Genomic DNA, 16,687 nt, shown 5'->3' on the forward strand with positions numbered 1-16,687 from the left:
CACTTCGCTCGCTGGTCTAGTCCCTGAAAGAATCGGCAATCTCGGCGATACAATCAAGTGCGGCAAGCGCATCGTTGATCATTTTTTCTGCGATCACGGGGTCCTGTGCATCGATCAACATTGGCGCACTAATGCAAAGACGTAAAGCGCTGACCGGCATACCTTCACGCTCTCCACATAATACTGGCTGACCTAATTGAAAACGTCGCTGCTTCGGTCTGCTCGTTGGCGGGTGTTGCAGTTGCTGATAAACAAGCAGCGAAGCCTTGCGTGCTAATGGTCGTCGTATGCCGTTCTCCAGACATTGATACACAATAAACGGGAAAATAGTTTGCTCGTTATCCCACGCAGGCGGACACCCCAAGCTACGACGGTCAAGGGGTGGATTGGGAACAGCTTCAAAATGGGAGTTCTGCTCTAGGTACGTGTCGACGGCTTCTTTAAAACGATGTAAAAAAGGCTGCAGTTGCGCTTCCTCCAAGGCCGAAAATAGCCGGAGTTCCGCCATAGCCGCTTCCCATCGGAGTAACAGTCCAAAATTAGCGCCGCGTTGAAGATGGCGTGTGGCAGAGTAACCTGACGGCCACTCGTTCGCGTAGGAATATGCGCCGACAGCGTGATCCAACATCCGTCCTTCGCAAGCGAGCGAAAATGCCTGGGGAATCAAAAGCGCACCTGAAAACGTCGGTCCACCTAAAAATTTCGAACCTGTGAGTGCAACACAAAAGCCTTGTGCCAGATAGGCGCGGATGGTTTGCGGTGAGAGACGGAATTGACACGCATCCACGAGGACGTGAATCTGCTCAGGCCATTGATCTCGCAACCGTTGAATGACGCTGATTCCCGGAAAAAGGAGTCCTGTTTTGCACACATCTGTGAGCACAAGCAATAATCGTTTATTTTCTTTTGCTGCACTTTCTACAGCGGTTGTCAGCGATGTTTCAATGTGATGTGCATCCAAAGGATGGCCTTGGCGATCGCGAGCGGCAAAGGTGTTCAGCGCACCTTGCCACTGTCCCAGATGCGCCGTCGTCGGTACGCCGCCAGTGCATGTGGAATCGGTACTGAAATGTTTTCCCGTTAGCGCGGCTGCCAGGCCACTTCCCGTTTCCGCTGGGTCGATCATGAGCGTGAGGTCTGGTTGCAACCACTGACCAACAAGCAAATGGATATCCGTACCAGAAGCAGCAAACAGTGCATCGACGTGAGCACCTTCGTTAATCCCGCATAAGGAAAGGAGCTCAGACCGCAAAGCGCTGAGTTGCTGTTCATAAACGGTATCAGGCGTCGCGTGCATGAGCAGTGCCGCGCATTTCTCACGTAATGCATTTGCTGCTGCCATACCGCGTTCTGAAATAACGGAGGCCGTTGAAGAACCGAGTGCCGCGAGTGTTGTATCGGGTTCGGTGCTGCATCCGTATTTATTGAGACCCGTGATCGGATCCGGCGTGATACGTGAGTCGCCGCCTGATACCAATAATGTCGTTGTTGAGGGCAATGGCATCATTGATGCTCACGTTCCTCTGTGGCGGCTTTCTGACGCGCGTTTTCCAACATTTGTCTAAACGCATCAAAGACTTTTTGCATGGCAGGTTTTTTATACGGGTACATATCGACTGGGTCCATAGCATGTACCACCATGGCATTATCGATTTCAAAAATCAATAAATCACCGTCTTGGGTTTCGGCACAATCAATGCCCAGATAGTCCATCCCCATCCGCTCATAGATCATTTGTAGCGCATCGGCGTGGCGCTGGGCGAATTGTTCATCAAAGTGCGCCATACATGCCGCTTCTTCTGCGCGCTTTGCTGCACTTTCATTCATCCCCGCATTGAGATAATGAATCATCCAGTGTGATGAAATTGCGTAATGGCAAATGTAGGGCTTACCCTCGATGAGTGCCACCCGATATTTACGGAATAAACCATCGCTATTTCGGTAATCGACAAACCGTGAGACATAAAACGCGTCTGCTCCAACACGTTCTAAATAGGGCATGAGGTCCTCAGGCGTATCGAATTTATCGAGATCTTTTCCTGCATGAGACCCTAATGGACGCACAATTAACGGAAATTGGTCACCAGGAAGTAAGGTTGAAACCGAGATCGTTCCACGACTCAGTTGTTCCAGCGTTGCACGGTTTGCACGTACTGTCAGGGGCATGACAATTCCCGCGCAATCACTGAGAGCAGCGCAAACACCGTCACGTGAGCAGCGCGCAAGATACTCCGGCAAGTTAATGACGGGGCGGGGCCACCGAGCGGTCCATAATGCAATTTCATGCAGGAGGGGGTGATTGGCTTCGGATTCTGCGACACCGACAAGCATCACGTCATGCTCAGGGACCATCTCTGGCCAGTCGCTATCAAGTGTCAGATACAGCATGTCTAGATGTACATCAGAGTCCTCAACGAGGAACTCGATGGGCGTGTTCGACATCAAGTCGCCAGGCCCCATAATGACCAACAACCGGATGCCCGGATTGGCCTGTTGTGCGGGTATGGAATACAAGGCTTGAATTTTGATGGCTTGCGCCTGCATCTCTAGCGCTAAATCATGATGACCGATGATTTGTAAATAGTTCGAGCAATCCATGAGCGCATGGGCATCGTCCGCATTTTCTTCGGCACGCTTTAGAAGTGCCTCTCCGATCGGCTTCATGTTTTCATTTGCAAACGCATGGCGCATGAGAGGAGCAACGCCAATATAAGGTGCAAACGCCTGTGATGCATAATGAAGACGATCGGACATACTTTTCCTTTTCGGTGATGGACCTATCTTGTTATTTCGCAGCTGAACAACGTGCCTGCCCGAATTGCAATACCGCATGAAGCATCGTATCAATGGCGCGTTGATCGGTGCGATGATTCACAATCGCAACGCGGATCGCGAGCTGTCCTTTGATCGTCGTTGTCGACGGGACGGCCAAGCCTGATTCATGTAAATCCGCGACGATGTCTCGGTTCAAATCATCCAAATTGATCGCACCAGTGTCGCTTATTTCGGCATCGCGATAGCGGAAGCACACCACATTCAGTGCGACCGGTGCAAGCAATTCTAACGACGGTTGTTGAATGACCTGTTGCTTGAGATACTTCGCGAGATGGCATGTCTGGGAGATGATCGTGCCTAGTTTTTCCGTACCATAGACTTGGAGTGTGAACCATGTTTTGAGTGCGCGAAAACCGCGTGACAAATCAGGACCAAAATCACAAGGCCACGGTGAGCCGCCTGCAACGCCGCGCGTTTCACGACGCAAATAGGCCACTGGCGCAGCAAAGGCATCCATGTGAAGAGTGCTATCACGAACCAGTAAGAAGCCAGCATCGTATTGCACTTGTCCCCATTTATGGAAATCAAATGCAATCGAATCTGCGCGCTCGATACCCTTCAGTAAAGGGGCAACGTGCGGCGACATCATTCCCAACGCGCCAAACGCGCCGTCAATATGGAACCAGCAAGACTCTTGTGCGGCAATATCGGCAATCTCATTGAGCGGGTCAATGGCACCAACATCCACACTGCCGGCAGTGCCTGCAATAAAGAAAGGTTGGAACCCCGCTTCGCGATCTGTTTGGATGGCCGCGCGCAATGCGTCGGTATCCATCTGGAATGCCTCGTTACTTGGAATCCGACGTAATGCTGCTGTACCAAATCCAGCCAGATCCATGGCCTGCGCAACGCAGCCATGTGCCTCAACGGACGTGTAGGCAGTGAGCTGTTTTTCTGCAGACCAAACACCCTCTTTACGGACAGTCTTACCTAATGCCACAGTCCGTGCCACCAGCACCGCCATGAGATTTGCCATGGAGGTACCCGTCACAAACACGCCGCTGGCGCTGTCAGGGAAGCAAAAGAGTTCACGCATCCAGCGTACGATTTGCCGCTCTACTTCGACGGGCATTTGATCGCGTCCGCCGGTATTGGCATTCAGACCGGCTGCCAGCATTTCTGCGAGCATACCAACAGGCGAACCGCCGCCTTGCACCCAGCCCATAAAACCGGGATGGCTGTTGCCAGGGCCGTACGGCAGAATATCCTGCATGAAGGTTTGGTGCGCACTGGCAAGGCTTTGTGGCTGTTGAGGGAGTGATACCTGAAACTTGGCACGTGACGACTGCGGTATGGGTTGCCAGACCGGACGGTCGCGCAGGTGTTCAAGGAAATCGAGCATGTCATCGAGCATCTGATGACTTTGTGCACGAAATGCGCCCCAGTCTTCAGGATCGAGACTCTGGTGGGCGTCTTGGGAGCGACCCAAGGAAGGATCCATCTGGGGATCGGTGAGTGGCTTATCCATCAATATGACATCTAAAAACAATGCCCGATTATCTCACTAGGGAAAGATTTTGAGCAAACTTTCCAAATTTTCATTAAAAAAAGGACGCTATTGCGTGGTGTTGTGTGCCTGGGAGCTGTCGATTCTCTGGGGATCGTGAGTATTGTCATCGCATCAGAAGGCAATCAGACTACATCGATATGATCAACAACGATCCATGAGTACTGACGCGGGCTCTGCTAGACTTGAGGTTTGATCTTGAGAAACCTGTGTGATTGTTTGATGATTTCCTTATTATTGAAGTGTTTTACCGGTGCCTTTGCTGTCTTGTTGATTGCTCTGGCGTCCACCTCCCGGTATTTCGTGTTAGCGGGCTTAGTACCGTTGTTTCCGACATTCGCATTGATCGCACACGTTGTGGTGGGAAGTAGTCGGTCGCCAGCAGAGCTACAGACAACAGCGTTATTTGGCCTATGTTCGTTGATTCCTTATGCAGGCTATCTTGCGACTGTGTATGTGTTGAGTACACGCACTTCCTTGGTGATGACCCTCTCTGTTGGCGTGATCACGTGGTTGTGCATGGCGGGGCTGATGTTATGGATGTGGTTTCGATTCTTTCCGCAACAATAATTCCCGTGCCGGACATCGAGGAAAGGAAGAATAAAAAAACGCCGGAGGATGATCCGGCGTTTTGAGTGACTGTAAGAAAGAAATGAATTACTCAGCGTGCATTTCTTTGATCAGACGGTCATACTTTTCAACATGCTTCATGTTCCACAGGATGTAGCGGATATCAACCTGGATCGAGCGGGTGTTCGCTTTGTTGAAATCCCAGTCGGAGATGATGGAATCGAGCGTGCCGTCAAATGCCAAACCAACCAGTTCACCTTTGGCATTCAACGCCGCAGAACCAGAGTTGCCGCCAGTAATATCGAGTGTTGCGAGATAAGCGACAGGTACGGTTCTCAGTTTGGCATCAACGAAGGTACCAAAATCTTTTGCTTTGATGGCAGCTAATTCGTTGGCTGGCGCATTGAATTCACCGCTACCTGTTGCTTTTGGTGGAATGCCGTTGACGGTCGTAAATGCGGACCATGCCAAACCGTCTGCTGTGCCGTGATCACGACCTGCTACATTACCGAATGTCACACGCAGCGTGCTGTTCGCGTCTGGATACACAGCTTGACCTTTGCTTTGCATGAACGCAATTTTTGCTTTCATGTAGTTGCCGTAGGCTTGCTGAATATTGCCTGCCAACTCTTCATCTTCTGCTTCGCGTTTCATCAAGCCATCGTACATGGCAACAGCCGCTTTAATGAAGCTATCGTTGCTTGCTTTGAAGTCAGCCGTGGAGCTGGTGAGCCAAGCGGTGCGTGTTGCTTTGTCGGCGAGTTTGCTACCTGCGTAGAGTTGATCCAACACGGCTTTCAAGTCAGCTTCGGACATGCCATCCTTGATACCAATGGCGGCGTCAAAATCGGCATTACGTTCGTTCTTTGGCTGCGCTGCATACTGTGACAAGTTATGCAGTACCAGCGCTTGATCAACGTTTTGCGCATAGCTACGTTCAACGGATTCGATGCTTGCTTTGATGCGTGGCAGATCGCGTGTCTGGAAGCCTGATTTGCGTTCTGCGTCTGGTTTGGTGCTTTCATTGGCCAAGCGGTACAACACACGGGCAACATTGAGTAAGCGTGGGAAAGAGCGGTCCAAATAGAAATCGGCCTTTTCCATCGCGTCACGTTTTGCGATGAGTTGCTCAACTTGCGCGATGTCAGCGGCGTATTCTTTTGCGCGGGCTGGATTACTGTTGACCCAGGTTTTCAGCTCTTCATGCTCTTTTGTCTTGCGTGCTAAGAAATCGCTTTGTGCGTAGCTATCGAGCATACCTTGGCGATTCTTGTAGTAATTATTGATGCCTGCGACTTGGCTAGCGTATTTCAATTTGGCATCCGGATCGTTTGCCGTCTCTTTCGCGATAATGGCTAACGATTCGCCAGAAGACTTCACAAAAGCAGGGTAGCTCCAGTCGAACGTATGCGCGACTTCTGACGGCAGACGGTGACGGTTTGTGCGACCAGGGTAACCCAGTGCCATGACGAAATCGCCTTCTTTTACGCCTTCTTGTGCCAATTTCAGATAAAACTTAGGAACGTAAGGGACGTTATCTTTGCTGTAATCGGCTGCTTTCCCATCTTTGCTGACATACGCACGGTAGAAGCCGTAATCACCTGTGTGACGTGGCCACATCCAGTTATCGGTGTCACCACCAAACTTACCAACGCCTTCTGGCGGTGCATGCACTAAGCGAACGTCACGAATTTCCATCTGTTTAATCAGATAAAACTCAAGACCACCGTAGTAAGGGTAGACATTGCAACGATGTCCAGCGTCTTTTTCGCATTCGGCAACTAAGGCTTTTGAGTTCTTCTCAATGGCATCGACTCGCTTCTTGCCAGTGAGTTTGGCGACGTTCTTGTCGATAATTTTGCTGCTAACATTGGTCACTTCTTTCGTGACAAAAACGCGAGAGCCTGGTGATGCAGGCAGTTCTTCATCGAGCGTTTTTGCATAAAAACCGTTTGCTAACAGGTTATTTTCTGGCTTGGAGTTGTAGGCCACGCTTCCGTAGACACAATGGTGATTCGTAATGACCAGACCTTGAGGTGAAACAAATGAGGCAGAGCACCCTCCCAAACTGACAATCGCACCCATCGGGAATTCAGTAAGTTTGGTGAGGTTTGCTGGATCAAGTTTGAGTCCGTCCGCTTTTAACTGCTTAGCCACCTGCGGTAACTGTTGCGGCATCCACATACCTTCATCGGCATAGGCGCTATGGCAAGTGCTTAAAACTGCCAGGGTGAGAAGTGTCTTTTTCATCTTTATTGTATAAATTGAAGTGGTTGGCAAGCTTGGATAATAGATTAACAATGAATTTTTGCAAGAAAATGGCTGCTTGTAGCGGCGATCTTCGGATAAGTCATCCTGTTTTGATTGCTAGCTTTAGTACCTACATCGTTTAAAAAGTTCAAAAAAACTCTTAAATTGATTAATTGCGCGTAATCTAAACTTCCATATCGCCCTAAATTTGAAACGTTGGAGGATCGATGGACTGAAACTCGCCTCATTTTTGATTGATCAAAGTCAAGACTTACAACCAAGTTCAAAAAAAAGGGCTACATAGTGTAAACTTGAATGATGCAAATCTATTTACCTTTTATCGCTTCCGCACTCTATCTTGCTGTGCTATTCGTCCCAACGCGGTTGCGGACTCTTGGCGCTATCCTGAGTGCACTCGCGTGGCTTGTTCACGGCGTCACCCTGTGGGGAAGTGTCTTCGCCAGCGACGCCTTGCGTGTCGGTTTTGCGGTCATGCTGTCGTCAGCGTTATGGGTGACAGTGTCGGTGTACTTGGTTGAAAATCGGAATTTCTCGCTAGAAGGCTTAAAGTTTCTGTTGTTGCCGCCGGTGGCGCTGGCGACGGTGTTGCCTGCGGCTTTTCCCGGTACCTTGATTTCGTTGGATGGGAAAACAACGATGTTCCCGTGGCATTTTGCGGTAGCGCTGCTCGCCTACGGAACGCTGACCATTGCGGCATTCCATGCCTTGATTATGACTTTGCAAGATAAACACTTGCACAGGTTGCGCGCCAAGCCCCTGAGTCCACGCTTAAACCAGATCGTCGATAATCTCCCGCCGCTGATGAAAATGGAGAAAATCCTCTTCAGATTAATTTCGTTGGGATTTATTCTGTTGACGTTGACTGTTTTGTCCGGTGTGGTTTTCTCAGAACAAGTGCTGGGTGTTGCCTTTAAGTGGGATCATAAAACGATCCTCTCATTATTTTCTTGGCTGTTATTTGCGGTACTGCTTGCGGGTAGGCACTGGCGTGGATGGCGTGGAAAAACGGTCTTGAGTTTTACGTTATCTGGCTTTTTGACTTTATTATTGGCTTACGTAGGAAGCCGGTTTGTGCTCGAAGTCTTGTTACACCGGAGCTTGGCATGAAATTATTGATGTGGTTGTTGTTATTTCTTCTCGTCATCCTCGCACTGCGTAAGAAAGCGAAGCCCTTATCGTCCACATCCAATGGGTCTCAGGATCGTGCTGGGACAACAGAGCGAAGTGATGGACAGCCTCCAGCAGAGACGATGGTGTGTTGTGCACACTGTCAACTTTACCTTCCAGGATCGGAAGCGATTGTGCGCGGCGGTCAGTCCTATTGCTCGGTCGCTCATGCTGATTTGCACTAATACCAACAGCGTCGTCTGACTATGTCAGTCGTTTTTGCTCATTTTTCAGATCCGACGCCTTCTTTTTGGCGTTCTCTGCAGACGCTCAATGTCTCGCGGGTGATCATCGCGCTGTGTCTGCTATTTTTGCTTAATCTACACAGCCTCAGAGATATCTGGATATTCACCCATGTGTTAGCGCGCGACATTTGCATGGTGTATCTCCTCACCAGTATCTGCTTTACCCTCCTAAAAATCGTTAGTAAGCAGCATTTTGCTTTGCAACTGCTGTCGCAAATTTCTTGGGATATTTTTATTATTTCCCTGATTTATGTTGGTTCAGGTGGAGGCAAAGGCGGCCTCAGCATCTTGTTTTTATTTCCGCTGGCGGGTGTGGCGATTCTGACGCCGCTGTTGTGGACCTTCTTTTTCTGCTCGATTGTGAGTCTCTTGTTGCTCATTGAGGGCGCATACCGCTCTTTTGAAATGAGTGATGGGAATGTGATTTCCCAGGCTGGGTTGTTTGGCGCATCGTATTTTGCGGTGGTCTATGTCGTCAACCGTCTGGCGAGTAATTTAATTAGCCAAGAAAAACTGGCGACGCAACGTGGTAATCAGCTGGCGATGCAGCAGGCGATCAATCGGTTGGTGATTGCTGATATGGGGGATGGTGTATTAGTCCTCGATCATACGGGATGCATGTTTGAAATTAACCCAGCCGCTGAACGGATGTTGGGCGGGAATCTGACGAAAGAGATGCTCGGGGTGAAGATCTCGCAGATCATTGCATTGCGTCCTCTGATCGAGACGTTGTCGGAAATGCGTCAACATCTATTGGACGGCACAACACGCGCTGGAGACAGTAGCACAAGCTTTGTTTCGATACCATGTTATGTTGACGATAATAAAAATAACCCGAAGTCGAACTTCGATAGCAGCGGCTTTGGTCCGCGAAGTGAACGTCAGCAATTCGTTACGCATTTAAAGTTGCGTGTCATGTTGGTGAAAGATGTGAATGTCATCGCCATCAACGAGCCAGCGGGTGATTACGTCATTATCTTTATGCAGGATGTGTCTGATATCGAGAATCAGGCGCAGCAACTCAAACTCGCCTCCATGGGACGACTGACTGCAAGTATCGCCCATGAGGTACGTAACCCCTTATCCTCTATTTCCTATGCAGCCTCATTGCTGAATGAAGATATTGCACATATTGAGGACAATAAAATTCAGGCTAAACGTCTTCTGAAAATTGTCGACGATAACGTGACGCGCTTAAATCAACTCATTGAAGATATCCTCAAATTATCACGTAAAGCGCGCAACGATGTTGAGCCTTACTCCTTAATTGGTGCGGTCACTTCGTGTGTACAGGATTTTGTTGAAACACAAACATTGCCTGTAGGATTGGTGGCAGTTCATCAGAATGTTGATTTTCAAGTCCGATTTGATCCCGGACATCTAGTGGAAATTATTACCAACCTGCTGTCAAATGCCGTGCGCTATGCGAGTGGCAATCCTGGCAGTATTCGCTTATATGCACTATCCAATAGCGCTGGACGCCAAGAATTGCATATCCAGGATGATGGTGCCCCCATCAGCTATGATGTGAGAGCCCATTTATTTGAGCCTTTTTACACAACGTCGAGAATGGGAACTGGTCTAGGGCTATATATGGCGCGTGAATTATGTTTGAATAATCGTGCATTGCTCGATTACGAATACCGTATCGATCAGGATAAAGAAGAGCCAAGTGGCCGGTTTGTAATCAATTTTTCTGAAGTGAATCCATGACAAATAATGTGGCGAACTCGACTTGCCCCCGGATTCTTGTCGTCGATGACGAGGCACATTTACGCGAGTTGCTTGAAATTACACTCATTAAGATGGGGCTTGACGTCGATAGTGCTGAGAATCTGGCACAAGCACGTGCCTACATGGCGAAAAAAGCCTATTCACTAGTGTTGACTGATATGCGCTTACCAGACGGGTCTGGTATGGAGTTGGTAGAAGAAGTCAATACGCATTACAAGTCCACGCCGATTGCGGTCATTACCGCTTTTGGTAGTGCTGACAATGCCGTCATCGCGCTCAAGGCGGGGGCGTTTGATTACGTCTCCAAGCCGGTGGCGTTAGATCAATTACGTAAATTAGTCCGTTCCGCGCTAGAAATGAACGAAGTCGCTGCGAAGGGCCAGCCAGCCATGGAGGCAGAGGCGGCTCAGTCGTCGGCACCGTCTTTCTTGATTGGGCGTTCGGAGCGGATGCAATTAGTCCGAGATCAAATCGCCCGGTTAGCGCGCAGTATGGCGCCAGTGATCATTACGGGTGAGTCGGGTAGCGGCAAAGAATTGGCCGCGCGTGAAATTCATCGGCGTAGTGCACGGGCAGGGCTACCATTTATCGCGGTCAACTGCGGTGCTATTCCCGAGGCTTTGATGGAAGCTGAGTTCTTTGGTTACCGTAAGGGCGCGTTTACCGGCGCTGCTGACGACCGAGAGGGATTTTTCCAGGCAGCCAATGGCGGTACACTGATGCTCGATGAGGTCGCCGATTTGCCGCTGGCGATGCAAGTCAAGTTGCTGCGAGCGATTCAGGAGCGAAGTATTCGTAAAGTCGGTGCAACAACAGAAGAGGCCGTTGATGTCAGGATCGTGAGCGCCACGCACCAGAATTTGGCGCAGTGCGTTGCTGAAGGACGTTTCAGGCAGGACTTATATTACCGGCTTAACGTCATTGAGCTTCGCTTGCCGCCCTTGCGTGAACGGTTGGAAGATATCCAAGACTTGTCGACTGCCTTGTTAAGGAAGTTATCCACCGACCCAATGACCATTTCCCAGACCGCATTGCAGGCGCTGTCATCGTATGCGTTTCCTGGTAATGTCCGAGAACTAGAGAATATTCTTGAGCGCGCGATTGCGTTTGCCAACGATAGTTGTATTGAGGTCGATGATTTGGTGCTGCAAGGCGCAGGTCACGTTCCTGTCTTGTCATCACCGCTCGCAACGCTGGACGACCGTCAGAGAGACGTCAAACCTGACGACGCCAGAGAACCCACTCTTTCTTCCGCTTCGGTACCTGCCGATGCCCCAGCTCCTACGACAGCAATCGCAGGGGATGTCTTTGCGTGCCCTGCGTTTCCGTTTTCATTGCCGCAATTTCTGGACGGCATTGAATCTGAAATGATCCGTCGTGCGTTGCAACAAACTGGCAATAACCGGACGCAGGCAGCAGAACTGCTGGGGGTGAGTTTCCGTCAGTTACGTTACCAAATCCAGAAACTCAAAATCCAAGAGTGACGGCGGCCACTCCCCGCAGCACAATCCGCCATTTTTTCAAAAGCATCCCGTGATCATGCCGCCATGATTCCGCGGTAGTGATGCTTTGTTGCTCAACTGCGACGAAGTAGAACAAGCATTACGCCGCTTTCAATGGTGGGTTGACGCGCTCTCGCCGATACTTACCCTGAGACATAACACAAATTCGCGCTGTTGACGGGATCACGATTGGATGAAAATGGATTCTCGTTAGTGCTTACTTACACTATTTACCAAGAGTTACTGTGGGTTCCTGAAAGTCAATTCCCCTGATGTTGATTTTCGTAAAAAATAAATTTTTTTTAGATCGAAATAGCGGTTGCATCTGCTGAGGTGGGGTACTAGAATTAGGGCTAATCAAAATTTGTGCACTATATGTAGTGGTTTTTTCTTGTTTTACCTTTCTTGCTTCTTTTCCCATTTCACACCTGCAATTGATTTACAAAATAAGAAATAGCATCACTTTTAGCGGTTTTTAGCGAAGTTTAGCTATTTGTAGTAATGCGCAACACCTGATCGTAACCGTGCGCGGCGAAGGATTGTTTGACTGATTGTTTGACAGATTCGCGGCGTATCAAGATATAACTGACACTGGAGGCTCAATGCACTCTTCAACTGAAACATCAACGACATCCATGATTGAATCTGGCGTGCTCAGCAGCACAGCAGGCTCCCCGACGGGTACAAGCACAGTTAACTACGGCGATTTCCGCGTTATTCGTCGTAACGGCGCTGTCGTTGGATTCGAACCTTCTAAGATCGCTATCGCAATGACCAAGGCGTTCTTGGCCGTCAATGGCGGTCAAGGTGCAGCTTCTGCACGTATCCGTGAGTTGGTTGAGCAATTGACGGCGACAGTGGTCGCTGCTTTGTTGCGTCACCAGCCAACAGGCGGTACCTTCCACATTGAAGATATTCAGGATCAGGTTGAATTAGCGTTGATGCGTTCGGGTGAACACGATGTGGCTCGTGCTTATGTGCTCTATCGTGCTAAGCATCAAGAAGAGCGTCGTTTGCAGCGCGAAGCGCAACAAGCCTCCCAAGCACAATTACCGAAGATCCATGTCGTGATCGACGGCGAGCGCGTTGTGTTGGAAATCGACAAAGTGCGCGCCCTGATTACTGCCGCATGTGTTGGTTTGGATAAATTAGCGGATGCAGAAGCCATCCTGACGGAAACACTGAAAAACTTGTACGACGGCGTTCCAGTTGAAGAACTGCACAAGTCTGCTATTTTGGCAGCCCGCGCATTGATGGAAAAAGACCCTGCATACAGCTTGGTCACTGCGCGTTTGTTGTTACATACAATCCGTAAAGAAGTATTCGGTAAAGAAGTGGCGCAACAAGATGCGTCGGCCGAGTACGTTACTTATTTCCCACAGTTCATCCAAAAAGGGATCGCTGCAGAATTGCTCGATGCACGCCTCGGCGAATTTGATCTCGAGCGTTTGGCGAAGGCTTTGGTGTCTGACCGTGATTTGCAATTTAGCTACATCGGTTTGCAAACGCTGTACGACCGTTACTTCTTGCACGTTCGTGGTACCCGTATCGAAATGCCGCAAGCGTTCTATATGCGTGTGGCGATGGGTCTGGCACTGGAAGAAAAAGATCGCAATGCCCGCGCTATCGAGTTCTACAACTTGTTGTCGAGCTTTGACTTCATGAGCTCCACACCGACCTTGTTCAATTCTGGTACACAACGCTCCCAGTTGTCTTCCTGCTATTTGACAACAGTTGCCGATGATCTGGCTGGTATCTACGATGCACTGAAAGAAAATGCATTGCTGGCGAAATACGCGGGTGGTTTGGGTAATGACTGGACACCAGTGCGTTCCTTGGGCGCACATATCAAAGGCACCAACGGCAAATCACAAGGTGTTGTCCCTTTCCTGAAAGTCGTTAACGACACCGCCGTCGCTGTCAACCAAGGTGGTAAACGCAAAGGCGCCGTCTGTGCTTATCTGGAAACATGGCACATGGACATCGAAGAGTTCCTCGATTTGCGTAAGAACACCGGTGATGATCGCCGCCGTACGCATGACATGAACACGGCGAACTGGATTCCTGACCTGTTCATGAAGCGTGTCATGGAAAAAGGCGACTGGACATTGTTCTCGCCATCCGACGTGCCAGATCTCCATGATAAATTTGGTAAAGCTTTCGAACAGGCCTACTTGGCTTATGAAGCAAAGGCTGCTTCTGGCGAGTTGGAACTGTCTAAGAAAGTACCAGCGCTCGATCTGTGGCGCAAAATGTTGTCCATGTTGTTTGAAACTGGCCACCCATGGATCACATTCAAAGATCCTTGCAACATCCGTTCCCCACAACAGCACGTTGGCGTTGTTCACTCATCTAACTTGTGTACTGAGATCACACTCAACACCAACGAATCTGAGATCGCTGTGTGTAACTTGGGCTCTGTGAACATGCCAGCGCACATGAAAGACGGCAAGCTTGATCACGCTAAGTTGCAAAAAACCATCCGTACTGCGATGCGTATGCTTGATAACGTCATCGACATTAACTACTATGCAGTACAGAAAGCGCGTGACTCCAACTTGCGTCATCGTCCTGTTGGGATGGGGATCATGGGATTCCAAGATTGCTTGCACATGATGCGCGTCCCTTACGCATCGATGGCAGCGGTCGAGTTTGCTGATACGTCGATGGAAGCAGTGTGCTACTACGCGTATTTGGCGTCCACAGAGTTGGCAGAAGAACGCGGCACCTATAGTTCATACAAAGGTTCGTTGTGGGATCGTGGCATCTTGCCGCAAGATTCACTCAAAATGTTGGCGGAAGAGCGCGGCGGTTATCTGGAAGCTGATTTCTCCGAAACAATGGACTGGACAGTGGTCCGTGAACGCATCAAACAACACGGTATGCGTAACTCGAATTGCGTAGCGATTGCACCAACTGCAACGATTTCTAACATCATTGGCGTGTCCGCTTGTATCGAACCAACGTATCAGAACTTGTATGTGAAATCGAACCTGTCGGGAGAATTCACAGAAATTAACGAACATCTGGTTCGTGATCTGAAATTGCGTGGATTGTGGGATGAAGTCATGATCGCCGATCTGAAATATTTCGACGGCAGCTTGGCGCGTATTGATCGTATCCCTGAAGACCTGCGTGAGTTGTATGCAACCGCTTTCGAGATTAGCCCTTCTTGGTTGGTAGAAGCAGCGTCACGCCGTCAGAAATGGATCGATCAGGCTCAGTCGCTCAACATCTACATGGCAGGTGCTTCTGGTAAAAAACTTGACGAGACCTACAAGCTGGCGTGGTTGCGTGGTTTGAAAACAACTTACTACCTGCGTACGATTGGTGCGACACACACTGAAAAATCAACGTCCAAAACAGGCGCACTGAATGCCGTGGCCGTTGATGGTGGAAGTACTGGTTTTAACGCAGCGTCGGCGGCCCCCGCAGTTGCTGCTGCACCTGAGGCAGAAGGCGCAGCATGTTACTTGCGTCCTGGCGACCCAGGTTTCGAAGAATGTGAAGCTTGCCAATAAGCGTTGAAGAATGCGTGCAGGGTGGTACAAACGTGTATCACCCATCGATGCACTTTCAAGTATTTTTTCGTCTGAGTACCGTTCAAGGCCTTAAACGAAAACTAATTTTGTAAGGAATACATAAATGTTATCTTGGGATGATGAAGTTGCGCCAGTCGCACCAGCATTGAAAGCAGCGCCACAAGCGCAGCCAAGTGCGATGCAACAAGAAGCATTGCTTACGCCAGCAGTTGCTGCGCGTGCTGAAGTGACGAGTGATGAAGATATCGCACGTCGCGTTAATGCGGCAGATAAACGTATTATTAATGGTCAGACTGACGTGAATCAGTTGGTACCATTCAAATATAAATGGGCGTGGGACAAATATCTGGCAGGCTGTGCCAATCACTGGATGCCACAAGAGATCAATATGCAGCGCGATATTGAGTTGTGGAAAAATCCAAATGGCTTGACAGAAGATGAGCGTCGCTTGGTCAAGCGCAATCTGGGATTCTTTGTGACGGCAGACTCACTGGCTGCTAACAATATCGTTCTCGGTACCTATCGCCATATCACTGCACCTGAATGCCGCCAGTACTTATTGCGCCAAGCGTTTGAAGAAGCGATCCATACCCATGCTTATCAGTACATCGTTGAATCGCTTGGTCTGGATGAAGGTGAAATCTTTAACGCTTATAATGAAGTTGAATCGATTCGCGATAAAGATCAGTTCTTGATTCCATTCATTGATGTCCTGACGAATCCAGATTTTAAAACGGGCACAACGGAAGCAGATCAGACTTTATTGCGTTCGTTGATCGTGTTTGCATGCTTGATGGAAGGCCTATTTTTCTACGTTGGCTTTACACAAATTCTGGCCTTAGGTCGTCAAAATAAAATGATGGGCGCGGCTGAACAATATCAATACATCTTGCGTGATGAATCGATGCACTGCAATTTCGGGATCGATTTAATCAATACGATTAAGATGGAAAATCCGCATTTGTGGACTGCAGCGTTTCGCGATGAAATTAAATCGTTGTTTTTGCGTGCGGTGGAGTTGGAATATCGCTACGCAGAGGATACAATGCCGCGTGGAGTGCTCGGATTAAATGCGCCTATGTTTAAAGGTTATTTACGCTTCATCGCAAATCGCCGCGCACAGCAAATTGGTCTTGATGCTTTGTTCCCGCAGGAAGAAAATCCTTTCCCGTGGATGAGCGAGATGATCGACCTGAAAAAAGAACGCAACTTTTTTGAGACGCGCGTGATTGAGTATCAAACCGGCGGAGCCCTGAGTTGGGAGTAATAAGCTGAAATCAGCGCCCCGGATTCCTGAAAAGGAATGGTCACGGT

The 16,687-nt window shown here is 49.3% G+C and carries 11 protein-coding genes; 7 read left to right on the top strand and 4 right to left on the bottom strand.

Annotation, left to right across the window (positions count from 1 at the left end; genetic code table 11):
- Positions 1-16: 16 nt before the first annotated feature.
- The 3 genes from ACO0K2_RS00430 to ACO0K2_RS00440 are packed head-to-tail and all read right to left on the bottom strand — an operon-like array spanning position 17 to position 4,303.
- Entirely contained in the window at positions 17-1,507 is a 1,491-nt protein-coding gene (locus ACO0K2_RS00430) for a hypothetical protein (RefSeq protein ID WP_423014613.1), read from the bottom strand.
- A complete protein-coding gene (locus ACO0K2_RS00435; RefSeq protein WP_423014615.1) occupies positions 1,504-2,754 on the bottom strand; it encodes an ATP-grasp domain-containing protein in 1,251 nt (416 codons plus the stop codon). The genes ACO0K2_RS00430 and ACO0K2_RS00435 overlap by 4 nt, the downstream gene beginning before the upstream one ends.
- A gap of 31 nt (positions 2,755-2,785) precedes the next feature.
- The gene (locus ACO0K2_RS00440) at positions 2,786-4,303 is read right to left on the bottom strand and encodes a pyridoxal phosphate-dependent decarboxylase family protein (protein WP_423014617.1); all 1,518 of its coding nucleotides are present in this window, start codon (positions 4,301-4,303) and stop codon (positions 2,786-2,788) included.
- Positions 4,304-4,564: 261 nt separating this feature from the next.
- Here ACO0K2_RS00440 and ACO0K2_RS00445 point away from each other — a divergent pair, with 261 nt between their 5' ends.
- Positions 4,565-4,912 carry a GlpM family protein gene (locus ACO0K2_RS00445; protein ID WP_423014619.1) on the top strand — a complete coding sequence of 116 codons (348 nt, stop codon included), beginning with the start codon at positions 4,565-4,567 and terminating at the stop codon, positions 4,910-4,912.
- Between the two features lie 87 nt (positions 4,913-4,999).
- On the opposite strand, the gene ACO0K2_RS00450 is transcribed toward ACO0K2_RS00445, so the two are convergent.
- A complete protein-coding gene (locus tag ACO0K2_RS00450; RefSeq protein ID WP_423014621.1) occupies positions 5,000-7,162 on the bottom strand; it encodes a S46 family peptidase in 2,163 nt (720 codons plus the stop codon).
- A gap of 318 nt (positions 7,163-7,480) precedes the next feature.
- Here ACO0K2_RS00450 and ACO0K2_RS00455 point away from each other — a divergent pair, with 318 nt between their 5' ends.
- From ACO0K2_RS00455 to ACO0K2_RS00480, 6 genes are all read left to right on the top strand, one after another.
- Entirely contained in the window at positions 7,481-8,290 is an 810-nt protein-coding gene (locus tag ACO0K2_RS00455) for a cytochrome C assembly family protein (RefSeq protein WP_423016113.1), read from the top strand.
- Complete coding sequence (locus tag ACO0K2_RS00460; RefSeq protein WP_423014623.1) at positions 8,287-8,535, top strand: PP0621 family protein; 249 nt, start codon at positions 8,287-8,289, stop codon at positions 8,533-8,535. Before ACO0K2_RS00455 ends, ACO0K2_RS00460 begins: the two co-directional genes overlap by 4 nt.
- A 21-nt stretch (positions 8,536-8,556) precedes the next feature.
- Entirely contained in the window at positions 8,557-10,308 is a 1,752-nt protein-coding gene (locus tag ACO0K2_RS00465; protein WP_423014625.1) for a sensor histidine kinase, read from the top strand.
- On the top strand, positions 10,305-11,813 hold the full coding sequence (locus ACO0K2_RS00470) for a sigma-54-dependent transcriptional regulator (RefSeq protein ID WP_423014627.1): 1,509 nt from the start codon (positions 10,305-10,307) through the stop codon (positions 11,811-11,813). The genes ACO0K2_RS00465 and ACO0K2_RS00470 overlap by 4 nt, the downstream gene beginning before the upstream one ends.
- Before the next feature lie 620 nt (positions 11,814-12,433).
- Positions 12,434-15,352, top strand: coding sequence for a ribonucleoside-diphosphate reductase subunit alpha (locus ACO0K2_RS00475; RefSeq protein WP_423014629.1), 2,919 nt, complete (start codon positions 12,434-12,436; stop codon positions 15,350-15,352).
- A 124-nt stretch (positions 15,353-15,476) separates the two neighbouring features.
- The gene (locus ACO0K2_RS00480; protein ID WP_423014631.1) at positions 15,477-16,640 is read left to right on the top strand and encodes a ribonucleotide-diphosphate reductase subunit beta; all 1,164 of its coding nucleotides are present in this window, start codon (positions 15,477-15,479) and stop codon (positions 16,638-16,640) included.
- Positions 16,641-16,687 lie beyond the last annotated feature (47 nt).

Origin of the sequence: Undibacterium sp. MH2W (genome assembly GCF_049340215.1) — a bacterium.
Lineage (GTDB): Bacteria > Pseudomonadota > Gammaproteobacteria > Burkholderiales > Burkholderiaceae_D > Undibacterium.